A 17,229-nucleotide genomic window follows, 5' to 3' on the forward strand; every position below is an offset into this window, starting at 1 on the left:
CTGACAGGCTGACAGAATGGCAAACGGCATCAAGACCAGGAAGATCCTGCTCGTATCGACCGACAGGACATTTGCGCAGGACACGCGCACCGCATTTTCCGCCTCCGAGATCATACAGCTCTCGACGGTGGAGAAGAACGTCACCGAGTTGCGCGGCGAGATCCAGGAAGCCGACTTCGGCGCCATCATCGTCGACATGGATGCGGCAAGGCTGGAGGAGGTCGAGTCGCTGCAGCGCATTATGCGCCGGCTGGAGGACAAGGTTCCGGTCGTCGTCGTCACCCAGGAGTTCAACGCCGCCGCGGTGCGCATTCTGGTGCAGCTCAAGGTCGCGGATTTCCTGGTCAAGCCGATCACCACGGCCGATCTGGTGCGCTCCGTCGTGCGGGCGCTGCAGGGACCCGGGCGCGAGGAAAACACCGAATCACAGATCTACACCTTCATGCCTGCCGCGGGCGGCGTCGGCACCACCACGCTGGCGCTGCAGACCGCTTTCCAGCTGCATCACTCGGTGACGCGCGGCGCGTCGACCTGCGTCGTCGATCTCAATTTCCAGCAGGGCGCCTGTGCCGAATATCTCGACCTCGAACCGCGTTTCGACATCACCGAGATCGAGAACCAGCCCGAGCGTCTCGACCGGCAACTGCTCGACGTGATGCTGTCCAAGCATGCCAGCGGGCTGTGCGTGCTGGCGGCACCGGCGCATCCAGCAGAGATGCGCTCGTTCAAGACCGATGTCGTGGTGCGCATGCTGGACCTCGTTTCGGCGTATTTCGACAATGTCGTCATCGACATGCCACGCACCTGGTTTCCATGGACGGAAACCGTGCTGCTCGGTTCCAACAAGCTCTACATCGTCGCGGAAATGACGGTGCCGTGCCTGCGCCACACCCAGCGGCTGATCCAGGCGGTCTACGAGACTGCCGGCAAGGAAGTGAAGCCGAACGTCATCGTCAACCGTTTCGAACAGAAGATGTTCGACAACGGCATCAAGCAGGCGGACGTTCAGGAAATTCTTGGCGAGCATTTCGTCGGCGGCATCGCCAACAACTACCGGCTGGTGCGCGAAGCGGTCGATCGCGGCGTGCCGCTGCACGAGATCGATCCCAACGCCAATGTCGTCAACGATCTGAAAAAGATCATCCTGCCGGAGGAAGCGGTCCCAACTCGGGCGAAATCGCGCTCGCTGTTTGGCATCGGCCGTGGATTGCTGAAGAGGAAAGCCGGATGACCAGCCGCTTCTCCGCCCTGCAGAACCGCGATGCGCTTCCGCAGCGCGTGCCTGAGACGACGCCGGTCGCCCATCATGCCGTCGTCATTCCGACCAGCCGAAAGGCTTTGCCGGCAAAGCCGGACACAGCGCCGGCAAAGAATGCCAACAAGGTGCTCGATGCGCGCGTGCGTATCCACCGGCTGCTGCTCGAAGAGATCAATCTTGTCGCGCTGGAGCGTTTGCCGAAGGATGAGATGCGCCGGCAAGTGCATGATTTCGTGTCGGAAAAGACCAAGCAGGAGCGGATGGCGATCAACACCGTCGAGCTTGACGCGCTGGTCGACGACATCGTCGACGAGATGGTCGGCCTCGGTCCGCTCGAGCCGCTGCTCAAGGACCCCGACATCAACGATATCCTGATCAACGGCCATATGAACTGCTTTGTCGAAAAGAAGGGCAAGCTGCAGCCGGTCCACATTCCGTTCAAGGACGAGGCGCATCTCCTGCGCATCGTCAACAAGATCGTCGCCGCGGTCGGTCGCCGCGTCGACGAATCGCAGCCGATGGTCGATGCCCGCATGCTGGACGGCTCGCGTTTCAACGCGGCCATCCGCCCGGTTGCAGTCGATGGGCCGCTGGTGTCGATTCGCAAATTTTCCAAGAACAAGCTCGGCTTGCACAAACTGGTCGAATTCGGCGCCATCACCCAGAACATGGCCGAAGTGCTGGCGGCGGCCGTGCATGCCCGCAAGACGACGATCATTTCGGGCGGTACCGGCACCGGCAAGACGACCATGCTCAATGCGCTGTCGGCCTTCATTCCGGAAGACGAGCGGCTGATCACCATCGAGGACGCGGCCGAGCTCCAACTGCAGCAGCCGCATGTCGCGCGCATGGAAACGCGGCCGGCCAACATCGAAGGCCATGGCGAGCTGAAGCAGCGCGACCTGGTCAAGAACGCACTGCGCATGCGCCCCGACCGCGTCATTCTCGGCGAGTGCCGCGGCGAGGAGGCTTTCGATATGCTGCAGGCGATGAACACCGGCCACGAAGGGTCGATGGCGACCATCCATGCCAACACGCCTCGCGACGCCATTTCGCGGCTCGAGCAGATGCTTGGCATGACCGGCATGCCGATGACGGTGCAGTCGATCCGCAGCCAGATCGCCAGCGCGCTCGACCTGATCGTTCAGCTGACGCGCCTGTCCGACGGCAAGCGCAAGGTGACCAGTGTCGCCGAGGTGACCGGCATGGAAGGCGATGTCATCCAGATGCAGGAGATCTTCCGCTTCGTGCGTACCGGCATGGAGGCTGACGGCAAGATTCTGGGGCACTACGAGGCGACCGGCATCCGGCCGCGCTTCCTTGAGGATCTGCGCGCCATGGGCATCGAGTTTCCTGGACGATATTTCGAACCCGGCCGGCCGCAGGAGTAGCCAAGTGTTCGATGGAATGAGCGCGATCTATGTCGTTTATGCCGCGGCCGCGCTGACCGGCATCCTGATCGCCGAGGCCTGCTACCTGCTTTACGCCGGCCGCAGCGACAAACGCACCGCCATCAACCGGCGCATGAAACTGCAGGGAAGCAAGATCAGCCAGGAGCAGGTGCTTGTCCAACTGCGCAAGGAACGCGGCCTCGATGCGGGCACGCCGCTGTTTTCGCTGGATCGGTTCCGCGCTTTGCGAACCCAGTCGGGCATGGTCATGCCGCTGTCGAAATTCCTGATGATCACCTGCGGCATGGCGATGGCGATGACCCTGGTCGCCATCTGGTATGGCTTGCCGCCGCTGATGGGGCTTGTGCTGTTTGTGGTGCTTGTGCCGGTGCTGCCAGTGATCACGCTGCGCTTCAAGCGCAAGCGCCGGGTAAAGCGGTTCGGCATGCAGTTGCCGGAGGCGCTGGAACTGATCACGCGTGGCCTGAAGGCCGGCCATCCGGTGCCGGTAGCGATCGCCATGGTGGCGCGCGAGATGCCCGACCCGATCGGCACCGAGTTCGGCGTCATCGCCGACGAGGTGACCTATGGCTCCGATCTGGTTTCGGCGTTGAACTCGCTGTTCGACCGGGTCGGCCAGGAGGATCTGCCGCTGTTCGTCACCGCTGTCTCGATCCAGACCAGTTCGGGCGGCAATCTGCGCGAGATCCTCGACGGCCTGGCGACGACGATCCGCGAGCGCGGCAAGCTGCGCCGCAAGGTGCGCGCCATTGCGACAGAAGGTCGGATGTCGGCCTACATCCTGACAGCGGTGCCGGCGTTGCTGTTCACCGCCATTATGGCGCTGATGCCGGGCTTCTACCGCGACGTCTGGGGCGAGGCGAAAACCTGGTACCTGCTCGGTGGGTCTATCACCTGGCTGATGCTGGGCAATCTGATGATGTTCAAGATGTCGAATTTCAAGTTCTGACATGCAGGGCTTCATCGAATTCCTCGCCTCGCTTGCACCGACCTCGTTGATTCCGGTGGCCATCCTGATGCTGGCGGCGGGTGCTGCCGCTGTTGCCTGGCCTGTTGTCATGGCGAAGGGCGACCGCAACGAGGTCATGCGCCGGCTCAGGGTCGACAACGGTCCCGTGGCCGCCAAACCAGAGCCGGTGCAGAAGAAGAATACCGGCGTCGTGCGCGAGAAGGCGGTGAAGCGGGCGCAGGAATTCTACGCCAGGAGCGATCCGGAAAATGTCGCCCGGCTGCGCATGAAGCTCATCCAGGCGGGCTACATGGAGCCGCGCGCTGTCGGCACGTTCTTCCTGATCCGGTTCAGCGCGATGATCGGCACGGCAATCGGTGTGTTTGTGCTCAACCGATGGATGGCCAGCCCGGACGCGACGATGGCCAGTCGCTGGACATTCGTCATCCTGTCGGGAGCGGCCGGCTATTTCCTGCCCGGCCTGGTGTTGAGCCAGAAAGTGCGGGAACGCAGGCGTGAGTACCGCAACGGCTTTCCCGATTTCATGGACCTTATGATTGTCTGCTCGGATGCCGGCATGAGCATGGAGGCGGGCATAGAGCGCGTCTCCAAGGAACTCGCCAAGACCTACCCCGCGCTCAGCCAGAACCTGCAGCTGGTGTCGTTGGAACTGAGGGCAGGGCGCAGCCTCGACGATGCGCTGAAGGCGCTCGCCGACCGCCTCAGCCTGGACGAGGTGCGTTCCTTCGCCACGCTGCTGCAGCAGTCCAAGGAACTCGGCACCAGCCTGTCGGGGGCGCTGCGCGTTTTTTCCGACGACATGCGCCACAAGCGTATGTCGTTGGCCGAGGAAAAGGCGCACGCTCTGCCGGCCAAGATGTCGGTGCCGGTGGTTGTGTGCATCCTGCCGGTGGTGCTGATGATCGCGGCCATTCCAGTCATCGTCAAAATGACGGCGCACTAGCATGATGCCGAAAACTGTGAGGCTTCGATTCGACCTGAAATCGTCCGGCTCTAGCGAGCGCCCCACAAAAGCCCTAGCAAGGGGACTGACAAACCATTGTTATGACCGTACTCGGCCTTGCAGGTGAAAAGTCCATGCTGTTGCGCACCCTCTTCCTCGGCCTTGCCGCAGCCAGCCTGTCGCCCGCCTGGGCCGTGGCCGACGATTGCGGCGATGCCGCCGCCCTGGTGCAGCAGGCCTACCCCAAAGCTCGAAAGAGCGCCGACGGCACCTCGTTCACGCTCGAACCCCATTTCAGCATCGCCCTGACGGATGGCGACACGCCGTTTGGGTTGAGCTGCAAGATCTGGCCTGCCCATGACGACCTGCTGTTGGTAGCCGTGCCGCTGATCGACAGCGCCCAATCCAGCGACGATGGCCATGTCGGCGATATCGAGCTTCTGGTCGTCGACAGGAACAGCCTGCAGGTGCGCCAGCGCCTGCTTCAGCCGGGGCTGATCGCCGATGATGCCATCGCCATCCGCAAGATCGAATTCGATACCGGCCGCTACAGGCTGGCGCCCGGGGTCATGGCCCTCGGCCTGCGCATCGAAATCGCGAACCATTCGCAAGCCAACCCCTTCAGCGAAACCGACCTGCGGCTTTATGTTCTAGCCGGCGATGCCCTGCGCCTGGTGCTCGATGGCCTTGTCGTGGCCGGCAATGGCGGCGAGGGCGACACCAATTGCGCGGGATCCTTTCATTCGACTGAGGTCAGCCTGGCAATGAGCCCGACGAGCCATCACGGCTATCACGACATAGTCGCGCTCGAGCGGACGCAAACCGATGATCCGTCTCCCGACAAGGATGGCGAGTGCCAGTCCCATCCCGGCAAGCCGATGAACCGGACCTATCGGCTGCGCTACGACGGCAGCCGCTATCCGGTCCCCGAGGTACTCAAGGTCATGGGGCCGTGAAAGGCGCTCGCTACCTTGCTGCCGGGATTCTCTTGGGAATAAGTCTTCGTCTGGTGCCTGGTGGTTAATGGCTGGTGTGCCCGAAGCCGAATTTTGGCGGCGTTTCGGCACCGAAGTTTAATCGCCGCTGATATATTGTGTTTCCTGAAGAACGACCCGGCAATCGGGCGATGAGGCAGGGGCATGCGTCACAGTAATTTCACGGCAATGGCCGCAATGGCGGCCGTCTTGATGATGTCTGGCTGTACGACGAGTGGCGTCGACACCACCAAGACCACCGCCATCCAACCGGCGGCAAAAGACACCGAAACCTCCGATCTGGCGCAAGGCAAGGCGCAGTTTCGCGACGCCAATTACGGCCTCGCCGAAAAGCACTTCCGCAAGGCCGTCGAGTTGAAAGCCGACAATGCGGAGGCCTGGATGGGGCTCGCCGCTTCCTATGATGAACTCGGCCGCTTCGACTTCGCCGACCGAGCCTACGGCCAGCTTTTGAAGGTCGCCGGCCGCAAGCCGCAGATCGTCAACAATATGGGCTATTCGCAACTGCTGCGCGGCAATCGCAAGAAGGCCAAGGCGCTGCTGCTCGAAGCGAAGGCCGGCATGGCCGATCCCACCGTCGTCAACGCCAACCTCGCTCTCTTGAACAAGGGTTGATCTCGCATCCATGGGTCCGGTTTCGGGACACGGGCCATCGACGCTTTGTAAACCCTATCCGCAGGTTGCATCGATGGATTGCCTGAAAACCCGTATCTGAGGGCTGCCGCTGACCTAGAATGCAGCGCAACCGTCGACGCTCAAGAGGCCCTTGCCCGATATGCTGGACTTCAGTTCGCTCCTGCTCGCAGCCGCGCTGTCGGGCATATGCCTCAGCGTCACCATGTTTGCCATCTGGTTCACCGCGCCCAAGGCAGGTTTCGTGCTGACGGTTGCGTGCGGAATTCTGGTGCTCGTCGCGCATGTGATCCTGTTCTGGCGGTACACAAAGGATCCCGATCCACTGCTTTGCCAGATCGTGCTTGCACTGCTCAGCCTGGGGTTCCTGATCATCTGCTTGTCGGCCATGCAATTTCTGGGGGTGCCCGGCTACGGACGCGCCGTTGCACCGGCGCTAGCCGCCATGGCCATTTGTGCCGTCGTGACCTTTATGGGCTTTGACGGCATTGGCTTCATCGTCACCTACACCACGGTGACGGCGCTGCTGTCGGCGATCGGTGCCATGTTCTGGATCAACGGCAGTCACGACCGCCGCATCCTTCTGGTGGTTTCGTTTCTGAGCGGCACCTGCGCGATGTCGTTTGCGCTTTGCGGCGTGGTTCTGCTGACCAAGGGGCAATGGACGCTCGGGGTTGCGCCCGACAACTGGGCCGAACGATTGAATTCCGTCGTGGCGGTCGCCTGCATGACCGGGCTCGGAGCGTTGACGCTCTCCCTCCATCATCTGCAGGCGCAGATCGAACTCAAGGCCGAGACCATGACCGACCCGCTGACAGGGTTGCTGAACCGCCGGGCATTGACGTCGCTCTACGGCGAACGGAGTTTCGGTCCGTTCATGTCCATCGTCATGTTCGACCTCGACCATTTCAAGCGGACGAACGATGTCTACGGTCACCCGGTAGGGGATCAGGTCTTGTGCCGTTTTGCCGCCGTCATCAAGAAATATGCCCGGCCCGGCGTCGACGCTTTTCGCCTTGGCGGCGAGGAGTTCGCAATCGTCATGTCGCGGATGACGGACGAAAAAGCTTACGATCTCGCCAGCAAGATCGGCGTGGCGTTCGGCACCGAAATCGTCCCCACCCAGCTCGGCAAGTTGCGCAGCACGGTCAGCGGCGGCATCGGCTTTGGCGAGGCAAGCGGCAGCAGGCTGGACAACGTGCTCGCCGAGGCGGACGCGGCGCTCTATGCCGCCAAACGCGCCGGGCGAAATTGTGTCATCAGCCGCAAGAGGATGGGCAAGGCCGAGCCGATCAAGCCGGCCTTGCGCTCAGCGTAATTACTCCGCAGCCCCCAGATAGTCCGACAGCGGCGGGCACGAGCAGACCAGGTTGCGGTCGCCGGCGACATTGTCGATGCGTGACACCGGGGGCCAGTACTTGGCTGCCGTGTCGGCGTCGCCGGCCGGATAGGCCGCTTCCAGGCGCGAGTAGGGATGGGTCCACTGGCCGGCCAGCGCCTCGGAAGCGGTGTGCGGCGCGTTGACCAGCGGATTGTCGGCCAAAGGCCATTCGCCCCTGGCGACTTTTGCTGCCTCTGCCGATATGGCGATCATCGCCTCGCAGAAGCGGTCGAGTTCCCGCTTGGGCTCGGACTCGGTCGGCTCCACCATCAGCGTGCCGGCAACCGGGAACGACATGGTCGGCGCGTGGAAACCATAATCGATCAGGCGCTTGGCGATATCGTCGACACTGATGCCTGCACTCTCCTTGAGCACACGGGTGTCGAGGATGCATTCATGCGCGACGCGTCCCTGCCTGCCCTTGTAGAGCACCGGGAAATGCGCACCGAGCCGCGTCGCGATGTAGTTGGCGGACAGGATCGCCGTTTCGGTCGCCTGCTTGAGGCCCGAGGCGCCCATCATGCGGATATACATCCAGGTGATCGGCAGGATCGAGGCGCTGCCGAAGGGGGCGGCGGAGACGGCGTGCGCCGAGCCTTCGGTGACATGGCCGGGCAAATACGGCTTCAAATGCGCCTTGACGCCGATCGGCCCGATGCCGGGTCCGCCGCCGCCATGCGGTATGCAGAAGGTCTTGTGCAGGTTCATGTGGCAGACATCGGCGCCAATGTCGCCGGGACGGGCAAGCCCGACCAGCGCGTTGAGGTTGGCACCGTCGAAATACACCTGGCCGCCATGCTCATGGATCAGTGCGCAGAGATCGCGTGCGCCTTCCTCGAACACGCCATGCGTCGAGGGATAGGTGAACATCAGCGCCGCGAGATTTTGCGCATGCTCAGTCGCCTTGGCCTTCATGTCGTCCATGTCGATGTTGCCGTCTTCGGTGCAGCGCACGACGACGACGTTCATGCCGGCCATCGCAGCGCTCGCGGGATTGGTACCATGCGCCGAGGAGGGGATCAGGCAGACGGTGCGGTGGTTGTCGCCGCGTGAGCGGTGATAGCCGCGGATGGCGAGCAGGCCGGCATATTCGCCCTGGCTCCCGGCATTGGGCTGCAAGGTGACGGCGTCGAATCCGGTGATCTCTGACAGCCAGCCCTCCAGCTCGCCGATCATGGCACGGTAGCCTGTCGAGTGCGCGGCCGGGGCGAAAGGGTGCAGATTGGCAATGCTCGACCAACTCACCGGCATCATCTCGGCGGCGGCGTTGAGCTTCATGGTGCAGGACCCCAGTGGGATCATGGCGCGGTCGAGCGCCAGGTCCTTGTCGGCCAGCCGGCGCAGGAAGCGCATCATCTCGGTTTCCGACTTGTTTTCGTGGAAAACAGGCTGGGTCAGGAACTCCTTGCCGCGCGGCTTGCCGGGCACCGTGCTGTCGGCGGAGACACCAGCCTTGGCGCCGAACAGGGCCGCTATTGCGTCGAGATCGGCCTCGGTCGAAGTTTCGTCGAAGGCAATGCCGATATGATCGGCATCGACGGCACGCAGCAATCTGCCACCCTTTTCAGCCGCAGTGGCGATCGAAGCTGCCTTGCCCTTCACCTCCGCCGTCACCGTGTCGAAGCGGCTTGAACCGAGCACGGAGATACCTGCTGCTTTGAGCCCGGAGGCGAGACGATTGGCCAGCGTGTGGATGCGCCCGGCAATCGCCTGCAGCCCGGCGGGGCCGTGCCAGATGGCATAGGCAGTCGCCATGTTGGCGAGCAACGCCTGCGCGGTGCAGATGTTGGAGGTCGCCTTGTCGCGGCGGATATGTTGTTCGCGTGTCTGCAAGGCAAGCCGGTATCCGGGTCGCCCGTTGCTGTCGGTAGACTGGCCAACCAGGCGGCCGGGCATCAACCGCGTGAGCCTGTCGGAGACGGCGCAATAGGCCGCGTGCGGGCCGCCAAAGCCCATCGGCACGCCAAAACGCTGCATCGGGCCGACGGCGATGTCGGCGCCGAGCTTGGCCGGCGCGTCGGTCAGCGTCAGGCCGAGCGGGTCGGCGATGAAGACGACGATAGCCCCGGTCGCGCGCGCCTTGTCGATCGCTGCCTTGTGATCGCCATAGATGCCAAATGTATCCGGCCAGGAGACAAGCAGGGCGGCGGTGTTGTCGTCGATCGTTTCGCCATCGATCTCGATGCCGAGCGGCTCGGCACGGGTGCGCACCACGTCCAGCGTTTGCGAATGCGGCGTGCCGGCAAGTGCGACCTTGGTGCGCTTGTCGCGGTGGTGGCGCAAGGCGATGCCGACGGCTTCGGCCACGGCGGTTGCCTCATCCAGCAGCGAGGCCGAGGCCACCGGCAGGCCGGTCAATTCGGTGACCAGCGTCTGGAAGTTGAACAGCATTTCGAGCCGGCCTTGGCTGATCTCTGCCTGATAGGGCGTGTAGGCCGTGTACCAGGCAGGATTCTCGAACAGATTGCGCTGGATAACCGGCGGGACATGGACGCCGTGATAACCGGCGCCGATGAAGCTTTTCAGCACCGTATTCCCGGACATGACAGCCGAGAGTTCGGCCAGCGCTTCCGCCTCGCTCGCCGGTGCTGGCAGTGCAAGCGGCCGATCGAGCCGGATCGACTTCGGTACGGACTGGCTGATCAGCGTCTCGATCGAGGGCACGCCGATGGCGGCCAGCATCGCTCTGGTGTCGTTGAGGCCGGGACCGATATGGCGGGCCGAGAAGGGGTAGGGTGCTGCGGTCATGTCAATAAGTCCTGATATCAACCGATATGGGCTTTGTAGGCGGCCTCATCCATGAGACCGGCGAGCTGGCTTTCGTCGGCAAGCTTCATCTTCCACAGCCAGCCGGCCCCTGTTGCGGCCGAGTTGACCAGTGACGGATCCGACGACAGCGTGCCGTTGGCCTCGGTGATCTCGCCATCGACTGGCGCATAGACATCGGATGCCGCCTTGACGGATTCGACCACGACGGCGGTGTCGCCCTTGGTCAATTTTTTTCCGGTCTCCGGCAGTTCGACGAAGACGAGGTCGCCGAGCTGCTCCTGCGCGTAATCAGTGATGCCGACCGTGGCGATGCTGCCCTCGACGCGGAGCCACTCGTGATCCGATGTGAAATAGGTCGTTGCCATTGAGATCATCCTTTGCGGTAGCGATGGGGTGTGAAGGGCAGGGAACTGATATCGACTGGAATTTTCGTCCCGCGCACATCGGCGAAGACCCGCGTTCCGGGCTTTGCCAGAGGTGTCGAGACATAGCCCATGGCGACCGGATGGCCGGCCGAGGGGCCGAAGCCGCCCGATGTGACCTGGCCGGCCGGATTGCCGTCGGCGTCAAAAAGCGCGGCACCGCCACGCACCGGCTGGCGGCCTTCCGGCTTAAGCCCTACCCGCTTTTGCGCGGGTCCTCGTTCCACGGCGGCGCGGAGCGCATCGGCGCCGATGAAAGCGCCGGAAGCGCGGATGTCCTTTGGAATTGCCCACATCAAGGCGGCGCTGGCCGGATCGGTCTCCGGCGTGATGTCCTGGCCATGCAGGCACAGTCCTGCCTCCAGCCGCAGGCTGTCGCGGGCGGCCAGGCCGATCCACAGCACGCGTTCGTCGCCGAGCAGCTTGGCGACGAGGTCGCGTGCATCGGCTTCCGGCAGGCCGATCTCGAAACCGTCCTCGCCGGTATAGCCCGACCGGCTCATGAACCAGTTTTTGCGCGGTTCGACACCATGCATGAAAAGCAGCGAGCCGGTCTCGATGCCGGCGCGGGAAAGGGCGGCCCAGGCTTCAGGACCCTGGATGGCCAGGAAGACGCGGTCGAGCGGCTCGACCCTGGCGTCGAAATCCGCGGCAAGTGCACGCAAATGCTTTTCATCGGCGACGGCGTTGCCTGCGTTGGCGACTACCATGAACCTGTTATCGCCAAGTCTGGTGACGATGAGGTCGTCCAGGATGCCGCCTGCCTCGTTGAGGAAAAAGGACAGTTTGGACTGTGAGATTTGGAGTGCGCCTGCATCCAAGGGGCAAGCGCGGTTGAGCAGCGCAACCGCCTCCGGCCCGCTGACTTCGAACAGCTTCATATGCGAGATGTCGAACAGGCCGGCCTGTTCGCGGGTGTGAAGATGTTCCTTCATGACGCCCGCCGGATAGGTCAGCGGCATCGACCAGCCGGCAAAAGCGCCAAAGCGCGCACCGGCGGTTACATGGATGTCTTCGAGGGGTAGGTGTCTTGTATCGTCGCCCGTCATGTCGTCTCCAGAGTCGCACGCAATCGGTCGCGAATGGCGACCAGTCCGTGCCCCTCTGTCTGAAGCCTGAGAGACTCGCGCAGCCGGAACTCTGTCAGCGGCGCTTACACCTTCGGCGCGGGGGCAAGCCCCGACTTTCCAGAGTGTCTTTCCCGTCTACGGTTCTTTTGCCTGAGAGATTTCGGGCGATTTCCCCTTCGGCGACAGCTCTCGCTGTTCTCTCCCGCAAACAGGTAGGACTCAGACCCTGAGTCCTCGACGCGCCATCCATAGCTCGCGCGCGACGGCTTGTCACCTGTCAGCGACATCTAAAGCGCGTGCATGCCATTCTTCAAAACCGCGGCACGTTTTGGGCGACATGCGTTGGCCGACAAGTCTTCGCTAACCACGCCGTTTGCCGGTTTTTCAAGACACTGCTGATATGTTGGCTTGTATGACGCTTGGGGCCGGCGCTTGGCGACGGCGGACGGGGACGACAAATGGGCGAATTGATCATGAGCGCGCCGGTGGCCGGGCTGACCTCGAAAAGCCGCATCGCCGCGGAGGACGTGGCGATGTTGCGCCATGAAGTGTTCGGCGATGGCGTCGTGACGCGCGGCGAGGCCGAGGCGCTGTTTGCGCTCGATGCAACGGCGAAGGACAAATGCCAGGAATGGCCGCCCTTCTTCGTCGAGGCGGTCACCGACTATATCGTCCACCAGGAAAAGCCGTCGGGCTATATCTCGCAAGACAATGCCGACTGGCTGATCCGCACGATCTCGCGCGATGGCATGGTCGACAGCCGGACCGAGCTCGAATTGCTGGTGCATGTGCTGGAACAGGCGAAATCGTCGCCGAGCCAGCTTTGCGTCTATGCGCTGGAGCAGGTGGCGCATGCCGTCATTGACGGCAAGGGGCCGCTGATGCTCGGCGGCACGCTGGCTCCCGGCCTCATCGCACAGGCGGAGGTTGAGCTGCTGCGCCGGATCCTCCATGCCCATGGCGGCGACGGCAACATCGCCATCACGCGCGCCGAGGCCGAGGTGCTGTTCAAGATCAACGAGTGCACTGCTCAAGGGCACAACGATCCGTCCTGGAACGAGCTGTTCGTCAAGGCGATCGCCAATTTCGTCATGTGCTCGGCCGGCTACGAAGCACCGACGCGCGATGTGGCGCTGCGCCGTGATGCCTTCCTCGAACATGCCGATCCGGAAATCGGCGGCTTCTTCAGCCGCATGATCTCCGGAGGCCTTGCCGGCATCATGGAAGCCTATCGGTCTCCAGGCGACGTCGAGGCCGAGTGGGAAGCCAAGAACAGGGCGGCCGAGGCTCTGGCCCGCCGCGCCGAGACGATCGATGCCGGCGAAGCCGGCTGGCTGATCGAACATATCGGCGTCGACAGGGCTCTTTACGAGAACGAACGGGCGCTGTTGACCCTGATCAAGCACGCCTCACCGGAAATCCATCCGGCGCTGAGGCCGCTGCTCGACAAGGTCGCCTGAGCGGTAGGGGTTGCCTGAGCGGTAGGGAGGCCTCGGTCAAAGCTGGGGTTGCCCGATTAGATCTGGCCGACGTCGATGTATATCCTTGCCAAGCCTTCCCTGACGGTCGACATGGCATCGGCGACGCTGATGGCGATGTGGTCGTGCATGAGCCTTGCGGCCCTGTTGGCATCGCGGGCGACCATGGCCCGGGCGATTTCGCTGTGTTCGGTGTAGGTCGTCGACAATCGCCGGTGCTTCTCCACTTCGATCTTGCGAACGAAATGGATGCGCGTGTTGATGCCTTCGAGCATGCGCGCCAGTTCGGGATTGCCCGACAGCCTGGCGATGCGGATGTGAAACTCCTCGTCCCTGGCGGTCAGCTCAGTGCTGGAAAACGAGTCGGCGCGCGCCATGGTGAGCGCCCACCAGTCGACGAGCGCGGCGAGTTCCTCATCAGTCGCGCGCTGGATCGCCAGCCTGACGGAGCGCTCCTCGAGCACCGCTCGCACGTCGGAAAGATTGACGATCTCGTCGACATCGAAGCCCCGGCAAAAGAAGCCGCGATTGGTCTGGAAAGTGATGAGTTCCTCCGTGACCAGCCGCTGGAGCGCTTCCCGGACTGGGCTGCGGCTGACATTCAGCCTGGCGGCAAGCGCCACTTCGTTGATGCGCTCGTTCGGCTTGAAGCGATAATCCATCGCCATGCGACGGATTTCTTCATAGACACGCGGGCCGGTCTTGATCGGCTTGGATGCCAACGCTGCGCTGTTGTCCCGGTTGCTTTGCCTGGCGGGTCGGAGCATGGCGTCGTCAAGCCTTTGCGGCGCTTGGTTCGGCGAACCGCGCCTGTGTGGGAAGGATGCCGTCGAGGGCGATCGGCGCTGCCCGGCCGGCGATCAGATCGGCGACGATACGGGCCGATCCATGCGCCATCGTCCAGCCGATATGGCCGTGCCCGGTGTTCAGCCACAGGTTTCGAATGTCGCGCCGGCCGAGGATCGGCAGGTTGTCGGGCGTCATGGGCCTCAGGCAGGCCCGCATCTCGGCGCGATCATAGGCGATGCCGCGCGGGAACAGGTCCTGCGTGACGCGCTTCATGAAGGCGAAATCCGAAGGCTTGTGGCTGCGATCATAGCCCGCGAATTCCGCGGTGGCGGTCACGCGGATGCGATCGCCCATCGGCGTGATGGCGACGAGATTGTGCTCATCGATGACAGGGAGTTTTGGAGCCAGCGCCTGATCGACGATGGGAATGGTCATGGAATATCCCTTGACCGGATAGATCGGCAGACCAAGGCCGATCTTGCGGGCGAGGACGGGGCTCTCGGCGCCGAGACACAGAACGTAGGTGTCGGCCAGAAACTCTCCCTTGTCGGTGACGATCCGGGTGATCGTTTCCTTTCTGCGTTCGATCCCCACGATCCTGGTCCCTGTCAGGATCTTGCCACCCCTATTTTCGACGATGGCCGCCAGCGCGCGCGTGAACTTGGCGGCGTCGCCGGTTTCGTCGGTCGGACACAATATGCCGCCGGCAATGTTGCCGCGCGACGAAGCCAGCGCCGGCTCGCGGTCAACGATTTCCTGCGCGTCTATGATGCGGATCTCCTGGCCGTCGGCCTCCAGCAGGCGCATGTTGGCGATGCCCTTGTCGAGCGCCTGGCGGTTGCGGTGGAAGTAAAGAATGCCGGCCGATGTCCTGTCGTACTGGATCGCTTCCTCCCTGACGACCGCCTGTAGGACCGATTGGGAATGGACCGCAAGCCGATGTTTGAGAAGGGTGTTGCGACGCGCTTTGGCGGCCGTGCATTGCATGAGGAAGCGCAGCGACCAGCTGTAGAGATGCGGGTCGGCGGAGAGCTTGAAACGAAGCGCCTGGTCTTTCTGGAACAGCGACTTCAGCAGGATTTTTGGCGCGGCCGGCGATGACCAGACGAAGGAATGGCCGGGCGCGATCATGCCGGCATTTGCCCAGCTAGCCCCTTCGGCCACCTGTGATGCCTGCTCGAGAACGGTGACCGTGTGGCCGTCCTTCTGCAACTGATAGGCAGTGGTGATCCCGACAACGCCGCCGCCCAAGATCAATATGCGCATCGCTGACCCGAATGGTTGTCGTTTCTATTGTCGACAATTCAACCGGAAGACGCTGGTCATTGTCAACGGCGCGTGGGTCGACGATCGATTCACCGTTCAGAGAGGGCGAAATCCCGGCACTTCCCGGTTCCCAAAATTCGAATGGAGCTCTTGACACGTTTGGCAAAGTTGTCGTTTTTATTGTCGACAATTCTGATTGGCATCAGGAAGGGGACTGCGCCATGGACGCCCCGCTTAGCCGCGCCGCGCTTGTCGCCGACAAGGAACACATTCCCTTCAAGATCGACGACGGCATCGGCACCCGCGCCAATCTCGGCCTGCTCGTCCTTCGGACCGACCAGACCATCGAGGATGAATTCCGCTATGCGCTGCCCGCGCGCGACATCGCGCTGTACGAGGCGCGGCTCTACAGCGATGTCGAGATCACGCCGGAGAACCTGATGAAGATGTCGGCCGTCATCCCGGGAACTGTCGGGCTCTTGCCGGACGTCAAGTTCGATGTGATCGGCTTTGCCTGCACGTCAGGAGCGTTAGTTATAGGCGAGGACAAGGTCGCCGAACGCGTTCACGAGGTGCTGCCGGGCGTGCAGGTGACCAACCCGGTGACGGCGGCACGGGCGGCGCTGAAGGCACTGGGCGTCTCGCGGATCGCGCTGCTCACCCCTTATCTGGCGAAAATCAATCATTCGCTACGTGCATCGCTGATGGCGCGGGGGATGGACATTCCGGTCATGGGCTCCTTCAACGAGGCGGATGACAATGTCGTTGCGCGCATCACGCCGGCATCGGTCAAGCAGGCCATCTTGGAAATCGGTGCGTCGAGCGACTGTGAGGCGGTGTTCGTTTCCTGCACCAGCATGCGCGTTGCCCGCATCATCGAGGACGTCGAGAAGGAACTGGGGAAACCGGTAACCTCGAGCAACCATGCACTTGCCTGGCACATGCTGCGGCTCGGCGGCATTGGCGAGCAGATTGCCGGAAAGGGCGAACTGTTTCGCCGCTCGCTATAGGTTGGCCATCTTTGGGGCCGCAGCGTTTGCGGTGTGCGATTCAGATTCCGCCGTACCAGTCATAACCATTGTCTTCCCAATAGCCGCCGCGACCGCCGCCGACAGTGGCGAAGCCGTCGACCAGCTCGATCTTGTAGAGATATTTCGGCATCTTGTAGCCGAGTTGGCGCTCGACGCGAACCCGCAGCGGAGCGCCGTTCTCGACCGGCAGCGGCTTGCCGTTCAGGCCATAGGCGAGGATCGTCTGTGGGTGGCGGGCATCGACCAGGTCGATGCTGCCGTAATATTTGATGTCGCCCGACAGGCTGCGGTCGATCGTGTCGAGGCAATGGAACATGACGTAACGCGCCTGCGGTTTGACCATCGCCTGGTCCAGCACCAGCGACAGCGGCGTGCCGGTCCATTTGGCGATGCAGCTCCAGCCTTCGACGCAGTCATGGCGGGTGATCTGGGTGCGGCTCGGCATATTCTGGAGTTGCTCGCGGCTGAGCGACAGCGGCTTCTCGACAAGGCCTGAAACCTCCAGTCGCCAGTCGGCAAAGTTGTTGGCGAGCAAGCCCTTGTAGACATCGTCATCGGGAGCGGTGACACCATTCGGCCGCTGCGGCTGGCGGATGTCGGCCTCGGTGAATTCCGGGGCGAGCGCGTCACTTCCGGCAAGCAGCCGCTGTGCGCGGTAGGTCAGGCCATTGGCGTTTTCGAGTAAACTGCGCAGGCCGCTGCCAACACCTAGCTGACTGTCGAAGGCGTCGCAGCCCGACAGCATGATGCCGGAGACGCCAAGACTGGCACCGGTCAGGAATTTGCGGCGGCTGATCTGGAATTTTGCCATG

At 62.8% G+C, this 17,229-nt stretch carries 15 protein-coding genes and 1 riboswitch; of the genes, 9 read left to right on the forward strand and 6 right to left on the reverse strand.

Annotated features, from left to right (window positions below):
• Positions 1–16 precede the first annotated feature (16 nt).
• From EOB49_RS00665 to EOB49_RS00695, 7 genes are all read left to right on the forward strand, one after another.
• A complete protein-coding gene (locus EOB49_RS00665; RefSeq protein WP_127379844.1) occupies positions 17–1,231 on the forward strand; it encodes a CpaE family protein in 1,215 nt (404 codons plus the stop codon).
• A complete protein-coding gene (locus EOB49_RS00670; protein ID WP_127327446.1) occupies positions 1,228–2,649 on the forward strand; it encodes a CpaF family protein in 1,422 nt (473 codons plus the stop codon). The genes EOB49_RS00665 and EOB49_RS00670 overlap by 4 nt, the downstream gene beginning before the upstream one ends.
• Positions 2,650–2,653: 4 nt before the next feature.
• A complete protein-coding gene (locus tag EOB49_RS00675) occupies positions 2,654–3,619 on the forward strand; it encodes a type II secretion system F family protein (RefSeq protein WP_127322802.1) in 966 nt (321 codons plus the stop codon).
• Position 3,620: 1 nt separating this feature from the next.
• The gene (locus EOB49_RS00680; RefSeq protein WP_127379845.1) at positions 3,621–4,583 is read left to right on the forward strand and encodes a type II secretion system F family protein; all 963 of its coding nucleotides are present in this window, start codon (positions 3,621–3,623) and stop codon (positions 4,581–4,583) included.
• Between the two features lie 134 nt (positions 4,584–4,717).
• Positions 4,718–5,539, forward strand: a complete 822-nt coding sequence (locus tag EOB49_RS00685) for a hypothetical protein (protein ID WP_127379846.1) — start codon at positions 4,718–4,720, stop codon at positions 5,537–5,539.
• Positions 5,540–5,722: 183 nt separating this feature from the next.
• The gene (locus tag EOB49_RS00690; RefSeq protein ID WP_127320645.1) at positions 5,723–6,193 is read left to right on the forward strand and encodes a hypothetical protein; all 471 of its coding nucleotides are present in this window, start codon (positions 5,723–5,725) and stop codon (positions 6,191–6,193) included.
• Between the two features lie 160 nt (positions 6,194–6,353).
• Positions 6,354–7,529, forward strand: a complete 1,176-nt coding sequence (locus tag EOB49_RS00695) for a GGDEF domain-containing protein (RefSeq protein ID WP_127267795.1) — start codon at positions 6,354–6,356, stop codon at positions 7,527–7,529.
• On the opposite strand, the gene gcvP is transcribed toward EOB49_RS00695, so the two are convergent.
• From gcvP to gcvT, 3 genes are read right to left on the reverse strand one after another with little or no spacing between them, the layout of a single operon-like run.
• Positions 7,530–10,340, reverse strand: a complete 2,811-nt coding sequence (gcvP, locus tag EOB49_RS00700) for an aminomethyl-transferring glycine dehydrogenase (RefSeq protein WP_127379847.1) — start codon at positions 10,338–10,340, stop codon at positions 7,530–7,532. It abuts the gene before it with no gap.
• Between the two features lie 17 nt (positions 10,341–10,357).
• Positions 10,358–10,726 (reverse strand): glycine cleavage system protein GcvH, encoded by a 369-nt coding sequence (gene gcvH / locus EOB49_RS00705; protein WP_127379848.1) that lies wholly within the window; start codon positions 10,724–10,726, stop codon positions 10,358–10,360.
• Positions 10,727–10,731: 5 nt separating this feature from the next.
• Positions 10,732–11,832, reverse strand: coding sequence for a glycine cleavage system aminomethyltransferase GcvT (gene gcvT, locus EOB49_RS00710; RefSeq protein ID WP_127379849.1), 1,101 nt, complete (start codon positions 11,830–11,832; stop codon positions 10,732–10,734).
• Between the two features lie 149 nt (positions 11,833–11,981).
• A riboswitch (glycine riboswitch) is annotated at positions 11,982–12,068 on the reverse strand.
• Positions 12,069–12,311: 243 nt separating this feature from the next.
• Here gcvT and EOB49_RS00715 point away from each other — a divergent pair.
• The gene (locus tag EOB49_RS00715; RefSeq protein WP_127379850.1) at positions 12,312–13,313 is read left to right on the forward strand and encodes a hypothetical protein; all 1,002 of its coding nucleotides are present in this window, start codon (positions 12,312–12,314) and stop codon (positions 13,311–13,313) included.
• Positions 13,314–13,369: 56 nt separating this feature from the next.
• Here the strand turns inward: EOB49_RS00715 and EOB49_RS00720 are convergent, their stop codons facing one another.
• Both EOB49_RS00720 and EOB49_RS00725 read right to left on the reverse strand, forming a co-directional pair.
• Positions 13,370–14,053, reverse strand: a complete 684-nt coding sequence (locus EOB49_RS00720) for a GntR family transcriptional regulator (protein WP_245472382.1) — start codon at positions 14,051–14,053, stop codon at positions 13,370–13,372.
• 52 nt (positions 14,054–14,105) lie between these two features.
• The gene (locus EOB49_RS00725; protein WP_127379852.1) at positions 14,106–15,386 is read right to left on the reverse strand and encodes a D-amino acid dehydrogenase; all 1,281 of its coding nucleotides are present in this window, start codon (positions 15,384–15,386) and stop codon (positions 14,106–14,108) included.
• Positions 15,387–15,607: 221 nt separating this feature from the next.
• Here EOB49_RS00725 and EOB49_RS00730 point away from each other — a divergent pair, with 221 nt between their 5' ends.
• Positions 15,608–16,396: an aspartate/glutamate racemase family protein gene (locus tag EOB49_RS00730; protein ID WP_127379853.1), complete on the forward strand. Its 789-nt coding sequence runs from the start codon at positions 15,608–15,610 to the stop codon at positions 16,394–16,396.
• Between the two features lie 40 nt (positions 16,397–16,436).
• On the opposite strand, the gene EOB49_RS00735 is transcribed toward EOB49_RS00730, so the two are convergent.
• The gene (locus tag EOB49_RS00735; RefSeq protein WP_127379854.1) at positions 16,437–17,228 is read right to left on the reverse strand and encodes a molybdopterin-binding protein; all 792 of its coding nucleotides are present in this window, start codon (positions 17,226–17,228) and stop codon (positions 16,437–16,439) included.
• Position 17,229 lies beyond the last annotated feature (1 nt).

It is taken from the genome of Mesorhizobium sp. M7A.F.Ca.MR.148.00.0.0, assembly GCF_003997735.1.
Taxonomy (GTDB): Bacteria; Pseudomonadota; Alphaproteobacteria; order Rhizobiales; family Rhizobiaceae; genus Mesorhizobium.

Coding starts and splice junctions, on each gene's coding strand:
- EOB49_RS00665 (WP_127379844.1), top strand. CDS start 17: ATGGCAAACGGCATCAAGACCAGGAAGATCCTGCTCGTATCGACCGAC.
- EOB49_RS00670 (WP_127327446.1), top strand. CDS start 1,228: ATGACCAGCCGCTTCTCCGCCCTGCAGAACCGCGATGCGCTTCCGCAG.
- EOB49_RS00680 (WP_127379845.1), top strand. CDS start 3,621: ATGCAGGGCTTCATCGAATTCCTCGCCTCGCTTGCACCGACCTCGTTG.
- EOB49_RS00685 (WP_127379846.1), top strand. CDS start 4,718: ATGCTGTTGCGCACCCTCTTCCTCGGCCTTGCCGCAGCCAGCCTGTCG.
- EOB49_RS00690 (WP_127320645.1), top strand. CDS start 5,723: ATGCGTCACAGTAATTTCACGGCAATGGCCGCAATGGCGGCCGTCTTG.
- EOB49_RS00695 (WP_127267795.1), top strand. CDS start 6,354: ATGCTGGACTTCAGTTCGCTCCTGCTCGCAGCCGCGCTGTCGGGCATA.
- gcvP (WP_127379847.1), bottom strand. CDS start 10,340: ATGACCGCAGCACCCTACCCCTTCTCGGCCCGCCATATCGGTCCCGGC.
- gcvH (WP_127379848.1), bottom strand. CDS start 10,726: ATGGCAACGACCTATTTCACATCGGATCACGAGTGGCTCCGCGTCGAG.
- gcvT (WP_127379849.1), bottom strand. CDS start 11,832: ATGACGGGCGACGATACAAGACACCTACCCCTCGAAGACATCCATGTA.
- EOB49_RS00715 (WP_127379850.1), top strand. CDS start 12,312: ATGGGCGAATTGATCATGAGCGCGCCGGTGGCCGGGCTGACCTCGAAA.
- EOB49_RS00725 (WP_127379852.1), bottom strand. CDS start 15,386: ATGCGCATATTGATCTTGGGCGGCGGCGTTGTCGGGATCACCACTGCC.
- EOB49_RS00730 (WP_127379853.1), top strand. CDS start 15,608: ATGGACGCCCCGCTTAGCCGCGCCGCGCTTGTCGCCGACAAGGAACAC.
- EOB49_RS00735 (WP_127379854.1), bottom strand. CDS start 17,228: ATGGCAAAATTCCAGATCAGCCGCCGCAAATTCCTGACCGGTGCCAGT.